Source organism: Streptomyces sp. NPDC006393, from assembly GCF_040628575.1.
GTDB lineage: Bacteria > Actinomycetota > Actinomycetes > Streptomycetales > Streptomycetaceae > Streptomyces.
Genome location: NZ_JBEXZD010000002.1, coordinates 87,977 through 104,063 on the forward strand (window position 1 = coordinate 87,977; position 16,087 = coordinate 104,063).

Genomic DNA, 16,087 nt, shown 5'->3' on the forward strand with positions numbered 1-16,087 from the left:
CAGAGCCTGACGGCTGCCCGGTGCCAAGGTCAACCTCGCAGCTCCGGACGGGGGATGACGACCGGTCAGGAGGGTGACACCCTGTCGCACAACCGTCCAATCCACCACAGCGGAACCGGTGCGTCGCGCCCGAATCGCGGGCTGACCTGCCCACGTTCCTGTGGTTATCCTCAAAGTCGGTGCAAAGGACAGTCAAGGTGTGGCGGCGACAGGTGGGGGGCTGAGACCGATGCCGAGCGGGGCCGGTGAGCGCACGGCGGACATGCCGGATCTGACGGGGCTGCCCCTGGAGGAGATCCTGGAAGGCACCGACTCCGCGCTGTCCGAGGCGTTGCGCCGCGTGCTGCGGCAACTGGCCGGAGAGGAGGCGCCGGTGGCCGCCTACGACTCCGGAGGCGACACCTCCGAGGGCCCCCGCCGGGCCACCACCCCCGCTCCGTGAAGCCGGCGGACCGCGCGGAGCCCGGCCGCTGGCCCGACGACCTCCTCGACGTCGCCGCCCTGCGCACCGCCGGCACGCGCCCGCTGCCCTTCCGGGAGTTCGTCGTCAAGGTGCACAGCCGCTGCAACCTCGCCTGCACCTACTGCTACGTCTACGAGGCCGCCGACCGGCTCTGGCGGACCCAGCCGCACACCATGGCACCGCACACGGCCGAACAGGTGTGCCGGCGCATCGCCGAACACGCCGAACACCATCGGCCGGCCTCCGTGCGCGTCATCCTCCACGGCGGCGAACCGCTCCTGGCCGGCCTCCCCCTGCTGCGCGGCCTGACCCGCACCCTGCGCGCGCTCATGCCCGAGTGCACCACGGCGGAAGTGATCATCCAGACCAACGGCACCCTCCTCGACGAGGACGTGCTGCGGCTGTGCCACGAGGAGGGCATCCGGATCGCGGTCAGCCTCGACGGCACCGCCGAGATCCACGACCGCACCCGCCGCGACCACGCCGGACACGGCAGCCACGCCCGGGTCGCCGAAGCGCTGCGCCGCCTGGCCGCACCCGAGCACCGCAGCGTATGGGCCGGTCTCCTGTGCACCGTGGACGTCACCGCCGACCCGCTGGCCACCTACGAGCACCTGCTGTCGTACGACCCGCCGTCGATCCGCCTGCTGCTGCCCCTCGGCAATTGGACGAACCGGCCGCCCGGCCGCACGGACGACCCCGCCGAGACCCCCTACGGCCGGTGGCTGGCCACCGTCTTCGACCGCTGGTACGCCACCCCCGGAGCGCCGGTGCGCATCGCGTTCTTCGAGTCGCTCCTCGACCTGCTGCTCGGCGGAGTCACCCGCACCGAGACCATCGGCGGCGCCCCCTCCCAGCTCGCCGTGGTCGACACCGACGGCGCGCTCACCCTCTCCGACCAGCTGAAGTCGGCGTACGAAGGGGCCGACCGCACCGGCCTGGACGTGCACCGCCACCCGTTCGACGCGCTGCTGGACCATCCCGGGGTCGCGGCCCGCCAACTGGCGTCCGGCGCTCTGGCCGCACAGTGCCGCGCCTGCCCGGTCGGCGCGGTCTGCGGCGGCGGTCACTACCCCCACCGCTACCGCGCCGGCAACGGCTATCTCAACCCGTCCGTGTACTGCCCGGACCTGATGGCGTTGATCCGGCACGTGGCCGACGTCGTCCGCGCCGACCTCGCCCGAACCACCGGGGTCCGCCCTTGACGCACGACCGCCCGGCCGCCGCGGCGGCCGCACCCCCGCTGACGCTGCCCCACGACCTGTGGCGGCAGATCGCCCGCGGGGCACCGGACGCCGGCACCCTGCGCCTGCTGCGCACCGCCCGCGCCGGCCGCAACCTCCTGCTGCTGCGCGCCGCGCACCACGCGTCCCGCACCACGCCCGACAGCGGCGGCCCGGACTCCGGCACCGGCGCCGGCGCCTCCACCCCCGCCGCCCTGCTCGCCGCCGTGCGCCACCGGGCACCCGCCGTCTTCGACGCACTCGTCACGGACCCCGCCGCAGGTGTCCTCCTCGCCGAGGCCGTGCGCAGCGGCCGCCGCGACCCGGTGGCCGTGCTCGCCGCGGTCGCCGCACACCGGGCGGGCATCCCTTTCCGCCTGGAGCTGGCGGTGCGTCACGGCGCCGTCGAACTGCCCGGCCTGGGCCGTGCCGTCCTGGGCCGTGCCGTCCTGGACCCGGCCGCGGACATCGCGCGCGTGGAACGGGACCCGCACGGCACGACTACGATCACCGCCCCGGGCACGCCCACCGTCGTCCTGATACCCGACCCGCTGGACCCGCTGGACCCGCCGGACCCGCAGGACTGGCCGGACCCGGCCGAGTCGGCGGCGGAGCCCGCGCCCGGCTGGGAGCCGGCGCCACGGGTCCTGCTCCCGGCGCACCGCCCGGGACCGGCTCCGGTGATACGCCTGGACGCCCACGGCCCCCTGGACGTCGGCACCCCGCGCCCCCTGGGCGCGCACGAGCTCGCGCGCTGGCGGGACCGGCTCGGCGCCGCCTGGGAGGTGCTCGCCGCTCGCCATCCCGGCCACGCGGACGCCGTACGCGGCACCGTACGCGCCGTCGTCCCCCTCGACCCACGGCCGCCCGGCCCGCCCGGCCCGCCCGGCGGTACCCGTGGCGCCTGGCTGAGCGCCTCCTTCAGCGACGCCTTCGGGCTGGTGGCCCTCGCCCCGCTGGACGACCCGGCCGAACTCGCCGCAGCGCTCGTCCACGAGACCCAGCACTCCCTGCTGTACGCCCTTCAGGACCTCACCCGGCTGCTCGACGCCCCGCCCGGCGCCCTCGGGCACGCGCCCTGGAGCGACCGGCCCCGTCCGCCGTCGGCGCTGCTCCAGGGCGCCACGGCCTTCCTGGTGACCGCCGGGTTCTGGCGCCGGGAGGCCGCCCTCGGCCACCCGGACGCGCGGGCGCCGTACCAGCGGTGGCGGCGTACCGCCCGGATCGCCTGCGACGAACTGGCGCGCGGCGGCTGGCTCACCGAGAGCGGGCACCGGCTCCTGGACGCCCTGCGGGACGTCCTCGCCGAGTGGGACGACCGCCCCGGACCCAGCGGGACTTAGATCGGCGGCGGCTCGATGTCGCACTCGATGCGGACACCGGCGGCGGCCGCCCGGCTCTCCGGATGGTCCGGGCCGAGGGTCGCGAGGTAGCGCCGCCGCACCGAGGCCAGCAGTTCCTCGCCGGCCTCCGCGTCGCCCGCGGCGCTCGTGTCCAGGGCGGCGTTGGTCAGAGCGGCCAGCGTCGCCGGGTGCCGGTCGCCGTAGCGGGCCTGGAGTGCGCCGGCGCACTCCTCGCCCAGCGCCCGCGCCGCCTCCGGGTCGCCGGCCAGGGCCAGGTCGGTGGCGAGGTTGACCCGGGCGAGCAGCAGCCAGGGGTGGTCGTCGGGCAGCGCCGCGGCGAGCGCGGCCACCGTCTCCTCGTCGACCCGGCGCGCCTCGGCGTGCTGCCCGGCGGCGCGCAGGGCCGCCCCGTGGTCGACGCCCGCCGCGCCCGTCAGCGGGTGCCGCGGACCGAGCACCGCCCTGTAGCGGTGCAGGGCCTCGCCGCTGTGTTCGCGCGCCCCCTCCGGATCCCCGGTCAGCCGCAGGTCGTTGGAGATGTTCGTCAGCGCCGCCAGGGTGTCGATGTGGTCCGGGCCGAAGTGCAGCCGGTACAGCTCCAGCGCCTCCCGCGCCAGGGCCAGGCCCTGCTCCAGCTCGCCCGCCTTGCGGCAGGTCACCGACATGTTCTTGATGGCGCGCAGCGTGTGCGGGTGCTGGTCGCCGTACTGCTCGCGGTAGCGGGCGAGGGTGCTCGTCTGGAGGATCAGCGCGTCCGCGTAGCGGCCGCACTCGCGCATGTCACGGGCGACGTTGTTGATGGAGAACAGCGTCGAGCGGGCCGTGGGACCCAGGAGTTCCAGGCGGGCGTCGTGGATGCGCTCGTCCAGCGCGAGCGCCTCCTCGTACAGGCCGTTCACGCGCAGGCTCACGCTGTAGTTGTGGCCCACGGTCAGTACGTGCGGGTTCCCCTCGCCGTGGCGTCCGACGCTGCGGTCGTAGGCGTCGCGGTCGAGGGCCAGCGCCTCGGTGAAACGGCCCGCGGCGCGCAGGTCGGCGGCGGTGGCACCGGCCACGGTGAGGGTGAACTCGTCGTCGTCGCCCAGGGTGGCGCGCAGCCGCCGGAGCACGTCCTCGTTGATCCGCCGCGACTCGTCGAACTCGGCCAGCTGCCAGTGGGCGCTCGCCTGCTGACGGCGCGCCCACAGCGTCTGGACGTGGTCCGGGCCCAGCGCCGTGTGCCACACGCCGGAGATCTGGCGGGCCAGCTGGGCCGCGCCGCGGAAGTCACCGCGGGCGATCACGTAGCCGAGGATGTTCAGCGCGGTGTCGCGGGCCTCGGCGTCACCGCAGTGCAGCAGACCGGACGGTTCCAGGTGGGGCAGGATGTCGGCGTAGTTGCGCCAGTTCTGCGGGCGCTGGGAGTCCCCGGGGTCGTGGGCGCCGATGATCTGGTGGACCAGGTGGCGCAGCCGGGTGGCCTCGTCGGCGGACAGCTCGTCGCGCAGGACCCCGCCGAGCAGCCGGTGCACCTGGAGCGTGCCCGTGGCCGGGTTGACGGTCAGCAGCGAGTACTGGTTGATGGCCCGGATCGCCCTGCCCCGGGCCAGCTCGTCACGGGCGACGGGGGCGAGGTCGTCGGGCAGGTTCAGCAGCCGGGCGTCGCGCAGGAAGGACTGTGCGATGGGCTCGGGCCCGAAGAAGGCCAGCAGCCGCAGCAGTTCCAGCGCCTGCGGGTGCTGCGCGCGCAGCAGGTCCACCGAGGTGCGCCAGGTCGCCGCGACGGGCCGGACGCCGGAGGCGGTGGGTTCCTCCAGCACCTCCCTGCGGCGGTTGTCCAGCAGGTCCAGATAGGCGCCGGTGTCGATCCCGGACTGGGTCAGCGCCGCCACCGAGTGCTCGAGCGCCAGCGGCAGGTCGCCCAGCGACTCGGCGAGCCGCTCCGCCTCCTCGGGGCTGGTCCAGGGGGTGCGCCGGCGCAGGAACCCGATGCTCTCCTCCCGGGTGAACACGTCCACCTGAAGGGCGTGGACCCGCTGCGCCCAGCCGGAGTGCCGGGACGTCACCAGGACATGGCCCGCGCCGTCCGGTACGCCGAGCAGCGAGGGGATGTACGGGACGACGTCCTCGGGCGCCCCCGCGTTGTCCATCACCAGCAGCCACCGCCGGAACGGGGTCCCGGTGGACATCGCCGCCAGCACCCGGTCCACGGGGTCGCCGGGGCCCTCGGCCGCCGTGCCGAAGTCCGGGACGAGCGAGGCGAGTTGCTGTCGGATCACGGCCGGCTGCTCGGCGTCGATCCACCAGATCCGCTCGTACTCGGTGTGGTGGCGGTGCACGTACTCCACGGCCAGCCGGGTCTTGCCGACCCCGCCCATCCCGTACAGGGCGTACGGCAGGACGGCCGCCCGGTCGCCCGAGTTCAGCATGGCCCGCAGTCGGTCCAGCTCCTCCTCCCGGCCGGTGAAGTACGAGGCCTGGGGCAGCGGCATGGTCCGCGGCAGCCGCGCGGGCATCGGCGGCCGTGCCGCGGCGCCACCGCCGCCCTGCGGGTCCGGCCGGCCGACGCCCGGAGCCGGGTGCGTCGTACGGGACGAGGCGGGATCCATCGACACGACCTCCATGCGCTGAGCCGATTCCCTGGGGGGAGGAGTGGTGGGCGCTTCCTGTGCGCCGGGTGCGGCGGACCGACGCCCGCTTTCCTCCCCCTCGGCCGCCGTTCCCAAAGACGAGTGCGCCCGTGCGCGGGCCAGTGCGCCTCTGTAGGCCGGTCCGAGCGCCGCCAGGGCGGGCTCCGCCGCCGACAGCAGTTCATGGTCGGCGGCGCCCAGCCCGGCCTCGTCCAGGTCGGCGGGCGCGGCCACCAGAGTGCCCAGGAGCCCGGAGCGCGCGCCCATCACCCGTCCGGCGACCGCCGTCACCTCCTGGAGCGTGCGCAGGGTCTCGGTCCGTCCGAGGCCGCGCAGGAGCCGCTCGCGCACACCGTCCAGGAACTCGTAGCGCGGGCCGTCGCCACCCGTGCCGGCGTGCGCCGCCAGCAGCCCGCCGAGCAGGATCTCCGCGAACGGCAGCGGTCCGGCCGCCCGGCCCAGCAGCCGCTGCACCGCGCCGACCACCTCCGGCCGCAGCGGGACCATCGCGAGCTGTGCCGCGAGCTTGCGCGCCTGCGGGGAGGCGTTGCGCAGGAAGCGGCGCACCGCCTGTTCGGCGGAGACGGGCCGCGGCCGGTGGTCCGGGGCGAGCGGCGGCAGGGACTCCGGCGCCAGGCCCTGCTCGTCCACGAGCAGGGCCGTGACATCGCTGTGCGCCCGCGCCTCGCCCGTCACCATGCGCGCCCAGCCCGCGAACCAGGCGCTCTCCAGTTCGAGCACCGGGACCGGCAGCGCGCGCGGGCGCACCCACCGCCGGTTGCGGCGCAGCAGCAGGAGCGCGTTGGGCAGCCCGGCCGCCGCGGCCCGCACCCGCAGATCGCGGGGGACCGCCTCGCACAGGTCCCACAGCCTGCTGGGCAGCGGCTGGAGCACCGCGACCGGCGCCCGCCGGGCCCAGCGGTGCAGCAGCCGGGGCACGCTGCCGGACGCCCAGGCGTCGCCCACGCAGTCGCTCATCAGCAGCACCAGCCGGCGCCCCTGCGGATGGAGCAGCTCTCCGGGGTCGCGCGCGGGACCGCCCCGCTCCGAGCGCAGCCGCGCCGACTTCCCGCCGCGGGTGTCCAGCCACCAGATCCGTACGTCGGCGAACGCGCCCTGGCGGCGCAGGAGTTCGGCGAGCTCGTGCGCGACGCCGCGCCACAGGGCCATGGACACGCTCTGCTCGACGACGAGGGCGACCTCGAACCACCGGTCCGGCACGTCCACCAGCACCGGGGTCCACCGGCCCAGTTCGGCCGACCTGACCGCGGTCCGCTCGTCGTCCAGGATGTGGCGGCGGCGCGAGGGGATCCGGCGGTTGAAGGGGCGCAGGGTCCGGGCGAAGCGCAGAGGGTCGCGCAGGACGCCGGGGCGTGTGTCGGCGTCGAACAGCAGCGGGGCACCGGCCGGGGAGCCGACCGGGGAACCCATGTCGTGCAGCGGCCCGCGGGCCAGACGGGCGGAGGCCGTCCCGAGGGAGGGCACGGCGGCGGGCGTGTCCCCCGCGTCCCGCGTGTCTCCCGCGTCCCCCGGGGGGTCACGTCGGTGCCGCGCCGGATCCGCCGCCGGCGCGGCACCGGAACCACCCGGACCACCCGGACCACCCGGACCGTCCGGGCGGGGCGCGCCGGGCAGGTCGGGCTCCGGGGCGGCTTCGGGCCCGGCGGTGAGCGGAGGCCGGGAGAGCGTCTGCGCCGGGGAGCCGTCGGCGCTCGGCGTGTCCGGGAGGCGCTCGGGGGTGTACTCGGCGCTCTCCGTCGGCGCGTCCGCCCGCGCGGCCCGCTCCGACAGTAAGCCGTCGGCCGCCCCGATGCGCTCCGTCAGCCAGAGCGCCTCCGCCCACTCGCGTGCCGTCGGCGCCGGCCCCGCACGGCCGGTCATGGCGAGGAGTCCGTCGCCAGGCTGCGCCACAGCGCGGCCCGCAACTGCGTCCAGGACGCCTCGTCGGCGTCGGCGGCGCCGTTCGTCAGCATGTGCACGGTGTTCAGGAGCTGGTCGGCGGCGAGCGAACCGTCGCCGCGCTCCTTCAGGAACGAACGGACCAGCTGCCGTGTGCGCGGATCCGTCTGCGGGCCGAAGTGCGCCTCGACCATCGCCGCCAGCCGCTCCTCGTCCGGGGCGGCCAGTTCGACCTCCAGGCACCGGCGGCGGAAGGCGGGGGAGAAGGCCCGCTCCCCGTTGCTGGTGATCACCACGATCGGGAACTCCGAGCAGCGCACCCGGCCGTCGCGCACCACGACGGGCAACCCGTGGTCGGCGGTGCCCACGCTCGCCTCGCGGCGGGACTGACCGAGCCGTTCCAGCTCCCGGATGCGGAACTCGCCCTCTTCGAAGATGTGCAGCAGGTCGTTGGGCAGGTCGATGTCGCTCTTGTCCAGCTCGTCGACGAGCAGCACCCGCGGCCGCTTCCACGGCAGCAGCGCCGTGCCGAGCGGACCGAGCGTCAGATAGCGGCCCACGTCGGGCAGCGGCCCGCGCTCCGCGCCGGGCGCCCCCGCCATGGGCGTGTCCTGCACCCGGCCGATCGCGTCGTAGTCGTGCAGCCCGTCGCGCAGGCTGGTGCGGCTGACCACCGGCCACCACAGCACCCGGCCCAGGCCCAGCTCGGCGGCGATCTGGTGGGCGAGGCTCGACTTCCCGGTGCCCGGCTGCCCGGTGACCAGCAGCGGGCGGCGCAGCAGGATCGCCGCGTTGACGACGTCGACGACGGCGTGGTCCAGGGTGCCGGGCCTGCGTGAGCCCAGCTTGCGCTCGACGTCCGTGTGGTCGCCCGGGTCGGGGATGTCGAGCGGGGGGCTGTCGGTGGCCGGCCTGAAGCGCCGCCACGGCGGCGGGACGGGCAGCGGAGGCAGCGGGTCGGAGGGCGCGTGCTGCGCGCCGTTGTCCCGGAACACCCACCAGGCGGGAGGACGGGGATGCCGCGCCTCACGCCGGTCGGTCGACTCCCCGCTCATGGATGGCCACCCCCGGTCCGCGGATGCCCGAGCGCGGCCTCCGCCCCCTCCAGTCCGTCTTGGCTGTCCCACACTAGGGTGACGTGGCGATGCAGGTCCAGCTTCACCGCTGCCCCGCCGCCGCCCGGACCGACGCCCCGCAGATGTCGTACCCGGTCGGGCAGCGCATCCAACCTCCCGGCCAGCACTTTCCACAACTGCGGCCGGGCCTCGGCGTGATGGCCCTGGCGGCGCAGCGCGACGATGGCCGGGATGCCGACCTCCAGCAGCACGTACACCGGGTCCGCCGCCGGGTCGCCGTCCCACGGCGGGGGTTCCAGCAGCACGAAGCAGAACGGGGTCTCACCGTCGCGCAGCTCGGTGAGCAGCTCGTACGGGGCGGGTACGCCGCCCGGTGCGACGTAGCGCACGGCGGGCGCCTCGAAACCGCCGTCCGGGTTCGAGTGCAGCCAGGCCAGGCGCCGGTGCAGGGCGGGCCACCAGTACCGCTTGTGGAACCGGTCTCGACTGCGCACCAGCACAGTGTGATCGGCTCCGATCGGCCGCGCCACCGAACCCGCCGGGCGCACCGGGAACTGGTCCACATCCAGCCACAGCAGCGGCCTGGGGAGCAGGAACTCCACCCGCAGCCCGGCGCTCAGCTCACCCAGCCGCTCCAGCACCGTCTGGTGCAGCGCGGCGACCGTCTCCTCCAGCGCGCCGCGCGAGGTCACCCGGCAGTCGGCGAGCAGTGAGCCCGGCCCCTCCCGCGTGGCCAGCAGCCAGCCCCGCACGTGGTACTCGTCGGGGGCGGCCGGATGCGCCACGATCTCCACCAGCAGACGGGACGGGTCGAAGGGCCGCCCCACGCGTGCCGCCTCCCGGGCCCGGGCCCACTGGAGTACCTCCTGAGGGCAGCCGATGCGGTGCGCGACCTTGTCGCTCCAGTCCCGCAACTCCGCCTCCAGCGGCGGCGGCTGGCCGACCGCCACGGCCTCGACGAACGACAGCAGCGGGTGCGCCTCGTCCTCCAGCACGAGCGTGTCCTCCAGCGCGTCGAGCAGCGCCTCGGGCGCCTCGGACCCGCCGGCCTCGCCGTCGCCCGGCGGCAGGAACGGCAGGAACCGCAGGGCGACAGCCCCGAGCCGCGTACCCGGCGCGCACGTCGCGAGCAGCGCGCACAACTCCTCGCGCTCGGTGGCCGTGAGCAGCCGCTCCGGGTACAGCCGCAGGTACATCTGCTCCACCGCCGCCCACGCCAGCGTGCCGGTACGCCCGCTGCCCAGCGTGTCGAGGTAGAACCGCAGCCCGTCGGGGTAGCCGTCGCACTCCCGCAGCGTCGCGTAGAGGTCCTCCCGGAGGATTCCCGACGGCTCCCCGCCCTCCAGCGGCCCGAAGCGCTCGGCGAACGCCTCCGCGGCCCGCCGCAGCGGACGCTGGTGGCCGAGCCCAGGGATCCGCGCGATCAGACCCGCCAGCTCCCAGAACAGGTCCGTGCGCGGCGCGTCGGCACCCGTCATGACGCCGGCCCCGGCGCGCCGCGCAGCCGCAGGACGACCCGTTCGAACTCCCGCATCGGCAGCGAGCCCCGTTCGTACCAGCGCAGCGCGGCGGCGAGCCGGTCGATGCCGTCCGCGTACTGAAGGCACAGCTCGACGACCCCGCGCACGTCCTCGATCAGCACCGGCGACCGCTCGGCGAGATCGAAGATCTCGTCGCCGGTGTCCCGCAGCACGCTCTCCCGGCGCTGCGGGTCGCGCATGCTCGGCACCTTCACCAGAGCGGTCGTCAGTTCGCGGTCGGCGCCCGGCGGCCAGGCGGGCGCGGGCACGCGCGCGGGACCGCCGTCCAGCGCGTCGCCCAGCAGCGGGCAGTAGCGCACGACGGCCTCGACCGGGATCATCCAGGCGACGCGCGAGTCGGCGGGGCGCCGCGCGGCCACGACGATGCCGATGACGTCCCCGCTGTCGTCGACGACACCCGCCCCGCTGTATCCGCCCCGCACCCGCTCGTCCGCCGGGTCCAGGCTGCCCATCTGGACCCAGTCCGGGCTCAGCCCGCCCGCCCCCAGCAGCCGCGCCGTCACCCAGACGCCGGGACCGGCCGCCGAGGCCTGCCCGAACACCCGTACCTCGCGGCCCCGAGCGGGACCGCAGGGGCGCAGCCGCGCCGGGACGCAGTCGGACGGCGCCGGGCCGCTCAGCGTGAGGACCGCGACGTCCGCGCGTTCCCGGTCGGGCGGGGCCCAGCCCTGCGGCAGCACCCAGCCGTGCGACACGTCAGCGCTCAGGGACCCCGGGTGGTCGACGGCGACACGCCGTTCCCCGGGAGTCTCGCCCTCCCCCAACTCCAGTGCGGCCTGCACGACATGAGCGCATGTCAGCACCCGCTCCCCGTCCACCAGAACACCCGATCCCACCGGTGTGTTGTCCGCGCCGAGAATCCGAACACGCCATGAGTCCTCGATCGACTGCGACACCCCGCGCCCCGTTCGCTCCGCCTTTGCACGATGTTGACAGACAACCGCTTCTGGTAACAGTTGTGCGCCCGAATCCGGTTTCTGACCCCCGGGCACACGCGGGAGGCGCCGTCGCGTGCGCCGTGCACCACCCCGTCCCGATGTCGTGCCCGGTGACGGGGTGATCCACGCGCGCCGGGGGTGCGCTGGTTCCGTTCGATGCCTTCAGCGAGCCGGCAGTCTGCGCAGCCAGTCCACGCGGGCGGCCTGCGCGGCCCGGGACAGGGCCGCCCGCGGGGCGATGCCGTCGAAGCCGTGGAAACCGCCGGGCCAGACGTGGAGTTCGGCGACGCCGCCGGCCCGCCAGATGCGGGAGGCGTAGGAGACCACCTCGTCGCGGAAGGTCTCGGCCGAGCCGACGTCGAGGAAGGCCGGGGGCAGGTCAGACAGGTCCTCGGCGCGGGCCGGCGCGGCGTACGGCGACACGTCCGGCCCGCCGCGACGGTCGCCGAGCAGCGCCGTCCACGCGGTCTCGTTGGCCGTGCGGTCCCAGAGTCCGGCGCCCGCCATCTGGTGCGCGGACGGCGTGTCGTTGCGGTCGTCGAGCATCGGGGACATCAGCATCTGGCCCATCGGCCGCGGTCCTCCGGTGTCCCGCAGCAGCAGCGCCAGCGCGGCGGCGAGCCCGCCGCCGGCGCTTCCGCCGACGAGCACGATCCGGCCCGGGTCGCAGCCGAGTTCCCGCGCGTGTTCCGCCGCCCACAGCAGGCCCGCGTGCACGTCGCCGACCGGCGCGGGGTGCGGGTGCTCGGGTGCCAGCCGGTACTCCACCGACACCACGGCCGCCTGAAGCTCCTTCGCCCAGTCCAGGGCCGTGTTCACGCCGAGCCTGCGATTCCCGAGGACCATGCCCCCGCCGTGCACGTGGTAGAGGAGGGGCCGGCCGGCGCCGGCCGCCGGCGCGGTGGGCCGGCACACCAGCAGCGGGACGCCGGGCGCCCCCTCGTGCCCCGGCACGGTCGGCTCGGTCACCTCGAAGGCGCCGTCCATGGTGAGGTCGAGCCCGTCCAGGAGTTCGACGGCGGCACCCTGCCGGGCGGCCGCGATGTCCTCCGGCGCGAACCCGGGCCCCATCAGCCCCCGGGCCTCCTCCAGGGCGGCGGCGAGCTCGGGGTCGAACGGGGGCGGGACCGGCGTCATGGAGTCTCCGTGAGGTGTCGGGCGGATCGCGGTGTGCGGCGCTCGTATGCCCTGTGCCTCTACCCGCCCGCCGCGCGGACTCCGCCGCACGGCGGACATGTCCCGCCGACCGGCGGGTGGCCACCGGCCCTTCCGGCCGGACACGGCGGTGCGACCGGCCATGGAGCGCACTTGAGCACCTAGCGTCGGAAGGGCCGGAAACGGCCGGAGGCCCGGAAGCGGGGCGTACGGCCCGGCCGGAGACTCGGAAACTGGGACGTAACGGAGACACGCATGCGGGTCGGTGTGCACATCAACCGGTTCAACAACGCGGGCGGCGCGCCCGCGCTCGGCGCGGAGCTGGCCGCCGCCGGGGAGGCGGCCGAGGCCGCCGGAGCGAGTTGGCTGTCGGTCATGGACCACTACTTCCAGATGGAGTTCAACGGCGGAGCCGAGGACCCGATGCTGGAGGCCTACACCACGCTGGGCTTCCTCGCCGGCCGCACCTCCACCGTGCGGCTCGGCGCCCTGGTGACGGGGGTGACCTACCGCCACCCCGGGCTGCTCGCCAAGATCGTCACCACGCTGGACGTGCTCTCCGGCGGCCGGGCCACGCTCGGCATCGGGGCGGCCTGGTACGACCGTGAGCACCACGGGCTGGGCGTGCCCTACCCGCCGCTCGCCGAGCGTTTCGAGCGGTTGGAGGAGACCCTGCGGATCTGTCTGCGGATGTGGGACCCGGACGCCGACGGCCCCTTCGAGGGCGGGCACTACCGGCTGGCCGAGACACTGTGCGTGCCGCCACCCGTGAGCTCGCCGCACCCGGAGATCATGATCGGCGGCGGGGGCGAGAAGAAGACGCTGCGCCTGGTCGCGCGGTACGCGGACGCCTGCAACCTGATCCCCGCCTCCCCCGAGGAGCTGCGGCACAAGCTGGACGTGCTGCGCGGGCACTGCGACAGCGTGGGGCGCGACTACGACGCCGTACGCAAGACGTTCGTGTACACCGGCGAGGCGGCGACCGCGGAGGACCTCGACGCCCTGCTGCGGGACCTGGAGGGCTACGCCGGGCTCGGTGTCGACACCGTGATCCTGGCTCCGCGCCTGGGCGATCCGGCCGGCTGGATCGACCGCTTCGCCTCCCGGGCCGTCCGGCGCGTCGCCGAACTGGAGTGAGCTGGAGTGAGACCGTCCCGTGAACCCGGTGAGGGGCCCGAGCGTGCGCTCGGGCCCCTCACCGGGGTGCGTTCGAGTCGGCTCAGGCGGCGACGGCCTCGCCGGCGTGGCCGTGCAGACGGGCGACGACCTCGGTCAGCTGGGCGGCGACCTCGGCGTCGTCGACCGGGTGGGTCTCGGCGAAGCGGGTCACGGAGCCCGGGATGGACAGCTTGATGTCCTCGATGACCTTGCCGCCGGCGATGCCCACGGCCTTGCGGGCGTCGTCCTGCGCCCACACGCCGCCGTACTGGCCGAAGGCGGTGCCCACGACCGCGACGGGCTTGCCGGTGAAGGCGCCGGCGCCGTACGGACGGGACAGCCAGTCGATGGCGTTCTTCAGCACGGCCGGGATGGTGCCGTTGTACTCGGGGGAGAAGAGCAGGAAGGCGTCGGCGGCCTGGGCGGCCTCCCGCAGCCTGGCGGCGGCGGCCGGCACGCCGCCCTCGACGTCGATGTCCTCGTTGTAGAACGGAACCTCGGCCAGGCCCTCGAACAGCTCGACCTCGGCGCCCGCGGGGGCGAGCTTGACGGCGGCCTCGGCGAGCTGACGGTTGTGCGAACCGGCGCGGAGGCTGCCGACGAGCGCGAGGATACGAACAGACATGGGAACTCCAAATGGGGGGCTGAAACACTGCCGTAACGATCCGGACCGAGGTCCGTTTAATTTTCTACCAGACTAACCGGACCACGGTCCAGTTCTATTCCCGATGCTTTACGCTGGCGTCATGTCCAGCACCCTGCCGCCCTTCCCCACGCCCCAGGAGCCCGTGGAGAACACCCCGGTGCTGCTCGAGTTCGGCACCGGCGTGGACGAGCCCTGCCTGCGCGCCGACGCCGCGCGCAACCGCGCCCGGCTGCTGGACGCGGCCGCACGCCTGGTGGCGGAGCACGGCGCGGCCGGCGTCACGATGGAGGCGGTCGCCGCGGCCGCCCAGGTGGGCAAGGGCACGGTCTTCCGCCGCTTCGGTGACCGCACCGGCCTGCTCACGGCGCTGCTGGACCACTCCGAGCGGAAGTTCCAGGCGTCCATCCTGAGCGGCCCGGCGCCGCTGGGGCCCGGCGCGCCGCCGGTGGAGCGGCTGCGCGCGTTCGGCTGCGCCGCGCTGCGCCGTGCCGCCGACGACCTGGAGCTGCAACTGGCGGCGGAGCCCTGCCCCGACCGCCGCTTCCTCGTGCCGCCCCGCCAGGTGCGCTACGGCCATGTGCTGATGCTGCTGCGGCAGGCGGTCCCGGACGCGGACTGCGAACTGCTCGCGCAGACGCTGATGGGCTACCTCGAACCGGCTCTGATCCACCACCTGACCCGGCAGTGCCACATGCCGATGGACCGATTGCAGGCGGGCTGGTTCGACCTCGTCGAACGCGTGACCGGCAGCGGGGCCCACGCCGAGCACGTGTGATCCCGCCGGGAGCGTGAGACCGGTCGGCGTCGGGGTCGCACGGGCTCAGTGGTGTCCGGCGAACATCTCCAGCAGGCCCTCCGGCGCGTCCTGACGGAAGAGCAGGGCCGCACCGCGGGCCGAGTCCGCCGCCGCGGCCTCGCCGCGCGGGAACAGCCTCTCCTCGTACGCCGTCAGCGCGGCCTCCACGTCGTCCGGCCGGGCGGCCAGGAACCGGCCGAGCTCGGCGCCGTCGAGCATGGCGAGGTTGGCGCCCTCGCCCGCGAACGGGGACATCAGATGGGCCGCGTCGCCCAGCAGCGTCACGCCCGGCACACGTTCCCAGCGGTGGCCCACCGGCAGCGCGTGGATCCGCCGCGGAACCAGCGCGCCGTCGGCGTCGGCGACCAGCGACCTCAGGGCCTTGTCCCAGTCGGCGAAGTGCTCCAGGACCCGGGACCCGGCGGTCTCGGCGTCGGTGAAGTCGATGCCGTCCAGCCAGTCCTCCGGGGCCTCGAGCGCCACGTACACATGCAGGCTGCCGTCCGTCTCGCGGTGCGCGAGAAAGCCCCGGCCCGCCCCGAGCGCGAAGAAGAACCCGCCGCCCACCAGCTCTGCGGCGACGGGATGGCGTACATCGGCCTCCAGCAGGTCCACCTCGACGAACGACACGCCGGTGTAGGCGGGCCGCGCCGCGGAGACCAGCGGCCGGATCCGCGACCAGGCGCCGTCGGCGCCGACCAGCAGATCCGTGGTGAACGCCGAACCGTCCGCGAGCCTCACCTCGTGCCGGCCGCCACCCAGCGGCCGCGCGCCGGTGACCTTCGCGCCCCAGCGCACGGTGCCCTCGCGCAGCGAGCCGAGCAGCAGCTCCCGCAGCTCGCCCCGGTCGATCTCCGGCCGGCCGCCGGTGCCGTCGTCGGGCTCGTCCATGCGGACCACGGCGTCCTTGTCGAGCACCCGCGTGGCCTGGCCGCCCGGCAGCACCGACTCCCGGAACCGCTCGTGCAGTCCGGCGGCGCGCAACGCCTCCTGCCCGGAGTCCTCGTGGATGTCGAGCATGCCGCCCTGGGTGCGTGCGGCGGGGGAGGCGTCGAGCTCGAAGACGGCCGCCTCGATGCCGTGCACCTGGAGCACCCGGGCCAGCGTGAGCCCGCCGAGGCCACCGCCGATCACGGCTATCGGGTGGTGCGGGACCTGCGGGACGTGGGTCATATCGGTCGTGTGGGTCATGGAACCCTCCTCGGGGGTGACTGGACGGGCGGGGCGCAGATGGTCCGGC

12 protein-coding genes are annotated in these 16,087 nt (G+C 75.1%); 5 read left to right on the forward strand and 7 right to left on the reverse strand.

What is annotated here, in order from left to right:
- Positions 1–262: 262 nt before the first annotated feature.
- Genes fxsA through ABZ484_RS01420 form a run of 3 tightly spaced genes read left to right on the forward strand, consistent with a single transcriptional unit; the run spans position 263 to position 3,029 of the window.
- Positions 263–442 (forward strand): FxSxx-COOH cyclophane-containing RiPP peptide, encoded by a 180-nt coding sequence (gene fxsA / locus ABZ484_RS01410; protein ID WP_358863839.1) that lies wholly within the window; start codon positions 263–265, stop codon positions 440–442.
- A complete protein-coding gene (locus tag ABZ484_RS01415; RefSeq protein ID WP_358863840.1) occupies positions 439–1,668 on the forward strand; it encodes an FxsB family cyclophane-forming radical SAM/SPASM peptide maturase in 1,230 nt (409 codons plus the stop codon). The genes fxsA and ABZ484_RS01415 overlap by 4 nt, the downstream gene beginning before the upstream one ends.
- On the forward strand, positions 1,665–3,029 hold the full coding sequence (locus ABZ484_RS01420; RefSeq protein ID WP_358863841.1) for an HEXXH motif-containing putative peptide modification protein: 1,365 nt from the start codon (positions 1,665–1,667) through the stop codon (positions 3,027–3,029). Before ABZ484_RS01415 ends, ABZ484_RS01420 begins: the two co-directional genes overlap by 4 nt.
- Here ABZ484_RS01420 and fxsT read toward each other — a convergent pair.
- From fxsT to ABZ484_RS01445, 5 genes are all read right to left on the reverse strand, one after another.
- Positions 3,026–7,519, reverse strand: coding sequence for an FxSxx-COOH system tetratricopeptide repeat protein (gene fxsT, locus ABZ484_RS01425; RefSeq protein WP_358863842.1), 4,494 nt, complete (start codon positions 7,517–7,519; stop codon positions 3,026–3,028). The genes ABZ484_RS01420 and fxsT overlap by 4 nt on opposite strands.
- Positions 7,516–8,592, reverse strand: coding sequence for a MoxR family ATPase (locus tag ABZ484_RS01430; RefSeq protein WP_358863843.1), 1,077 nt, complete (start codon positions 8,590–8,592; stop codon positions 7,516–7,518). Before ABZ484_RS01430 ends, fxsT begins: the two co-directional genes overlap by 4 nt.
- The gene (locus ABZ484_RS01435; protein ID WP_358863844.1) at positions 8,589–10,091 is read right to left on the reverse strand and encodes a hypothetical protein; all 1,503 of its coding nucleotides are present in this window, start codon (positions 10,089–10,091) and stop codon (positions 8,589–8,591) included. The genes ABZ484_RS01430 and ABZ484_RS01435 overlap by 4 nt, the downstream gene beginning before the upstream one ends.
- Positions 10,088–11,146, reverse strand: coding sequence for a trypsin-like peptidase domain-containing protein (locus tag ABZ484_RS01440; RefSeq protein ID WP_358863845.1), 1,059 nt, complete (start codon positions 11,144–11,146; stop codon positions 10,088–10,090). Before ABZ484_RS01440 ends, ABZ484_RS01435 begins: the two co-directional genes overlap by 4 nt.
- A gap of 108 nt (positions 11,147–11,254) precedes the next feature.
- Positions 11,255–12,229 carry an alpha/beta hydrolase gene (locus tag ABZ484_RS01445; protein ID WP_358863846.1) on the reverse strand — a complete coding sequence of 325 codons (975 nt, stop codon included), beginning with the start codon at positions 12,227–12,229 and terminating at the stop codon, positions 11,255–11,257.
- A 273-nt stretch (positions 12,230–12,502) separates the two neighbouring features.
- Here ABZ484_RS01445 and ABZ484_RS01450 point away from each other — a divergent pair, with 273 nt between their 5' ends.
- On the forward strand, positions 12,503–13,384 hold the full coding sequence (locus tag ABZ484_RS01450; RefSeq protein WP_358863847.1) for an LLM class F420-dependent oxidoreductase: 882 nt from the start codon (positions 12,503–12,505) through the stop codon (positions 13,382–13,384).
- Between the two features lie 82 nt (positions 13,385–13,466).
- Here ABZ484_RS01450 and ABZ484_RS01455 read toward each other — a convergent pair whose 3' ends face one another.
- Positions 13,467–14,030: an NAD(P)H-dependent oxidoreductase gene (locus ABZ484_RS01455; protein WP_358863848.1), complete on the reverse strand. Its 564-nt coding sequence runs from the start codon at positions 14,028–14,030 to the stop codon at positions 13,467–13,469.
- Between the two features lie 121 nt (positions 14,031–14,151).
- On the opposite strand from ABZ484_RS01455, the gene ABZ484_RS01460 reads away from it, so the two are divergent.
- On the forward strand, positions 14,152–14,826 hold the full coding sequence (locus ABZ484_RS01460; protein ID WP_358863849.1) for a helix-turn-helix domain-containing protein: 675 nt from the start codon (positions 14,152–14,154) through the stop codon (positions 14,824–14,826).
- A gap of 45 nt (positions 14,827–14,871) precedes the next feature.
- Here ABZ484_RS01460 and ABZ484_RS01465 read toward each other — a convergent pair whose 3' ends face one another.
- Complete coding sequence (locus ABZ484_RS01465) at positions 14,872–16,020, reverse strand: NAD(P)/FAD-dependent oxidoreductase (RefSeq protein ID WP_358863953.1); 1,149 nt, start codon at positions 16,018–16,020, stop codon at positions 14,872–14,874.
- Between the last annotated feature and the right edge of the window lie 67 nt (positions 16,021–16,087).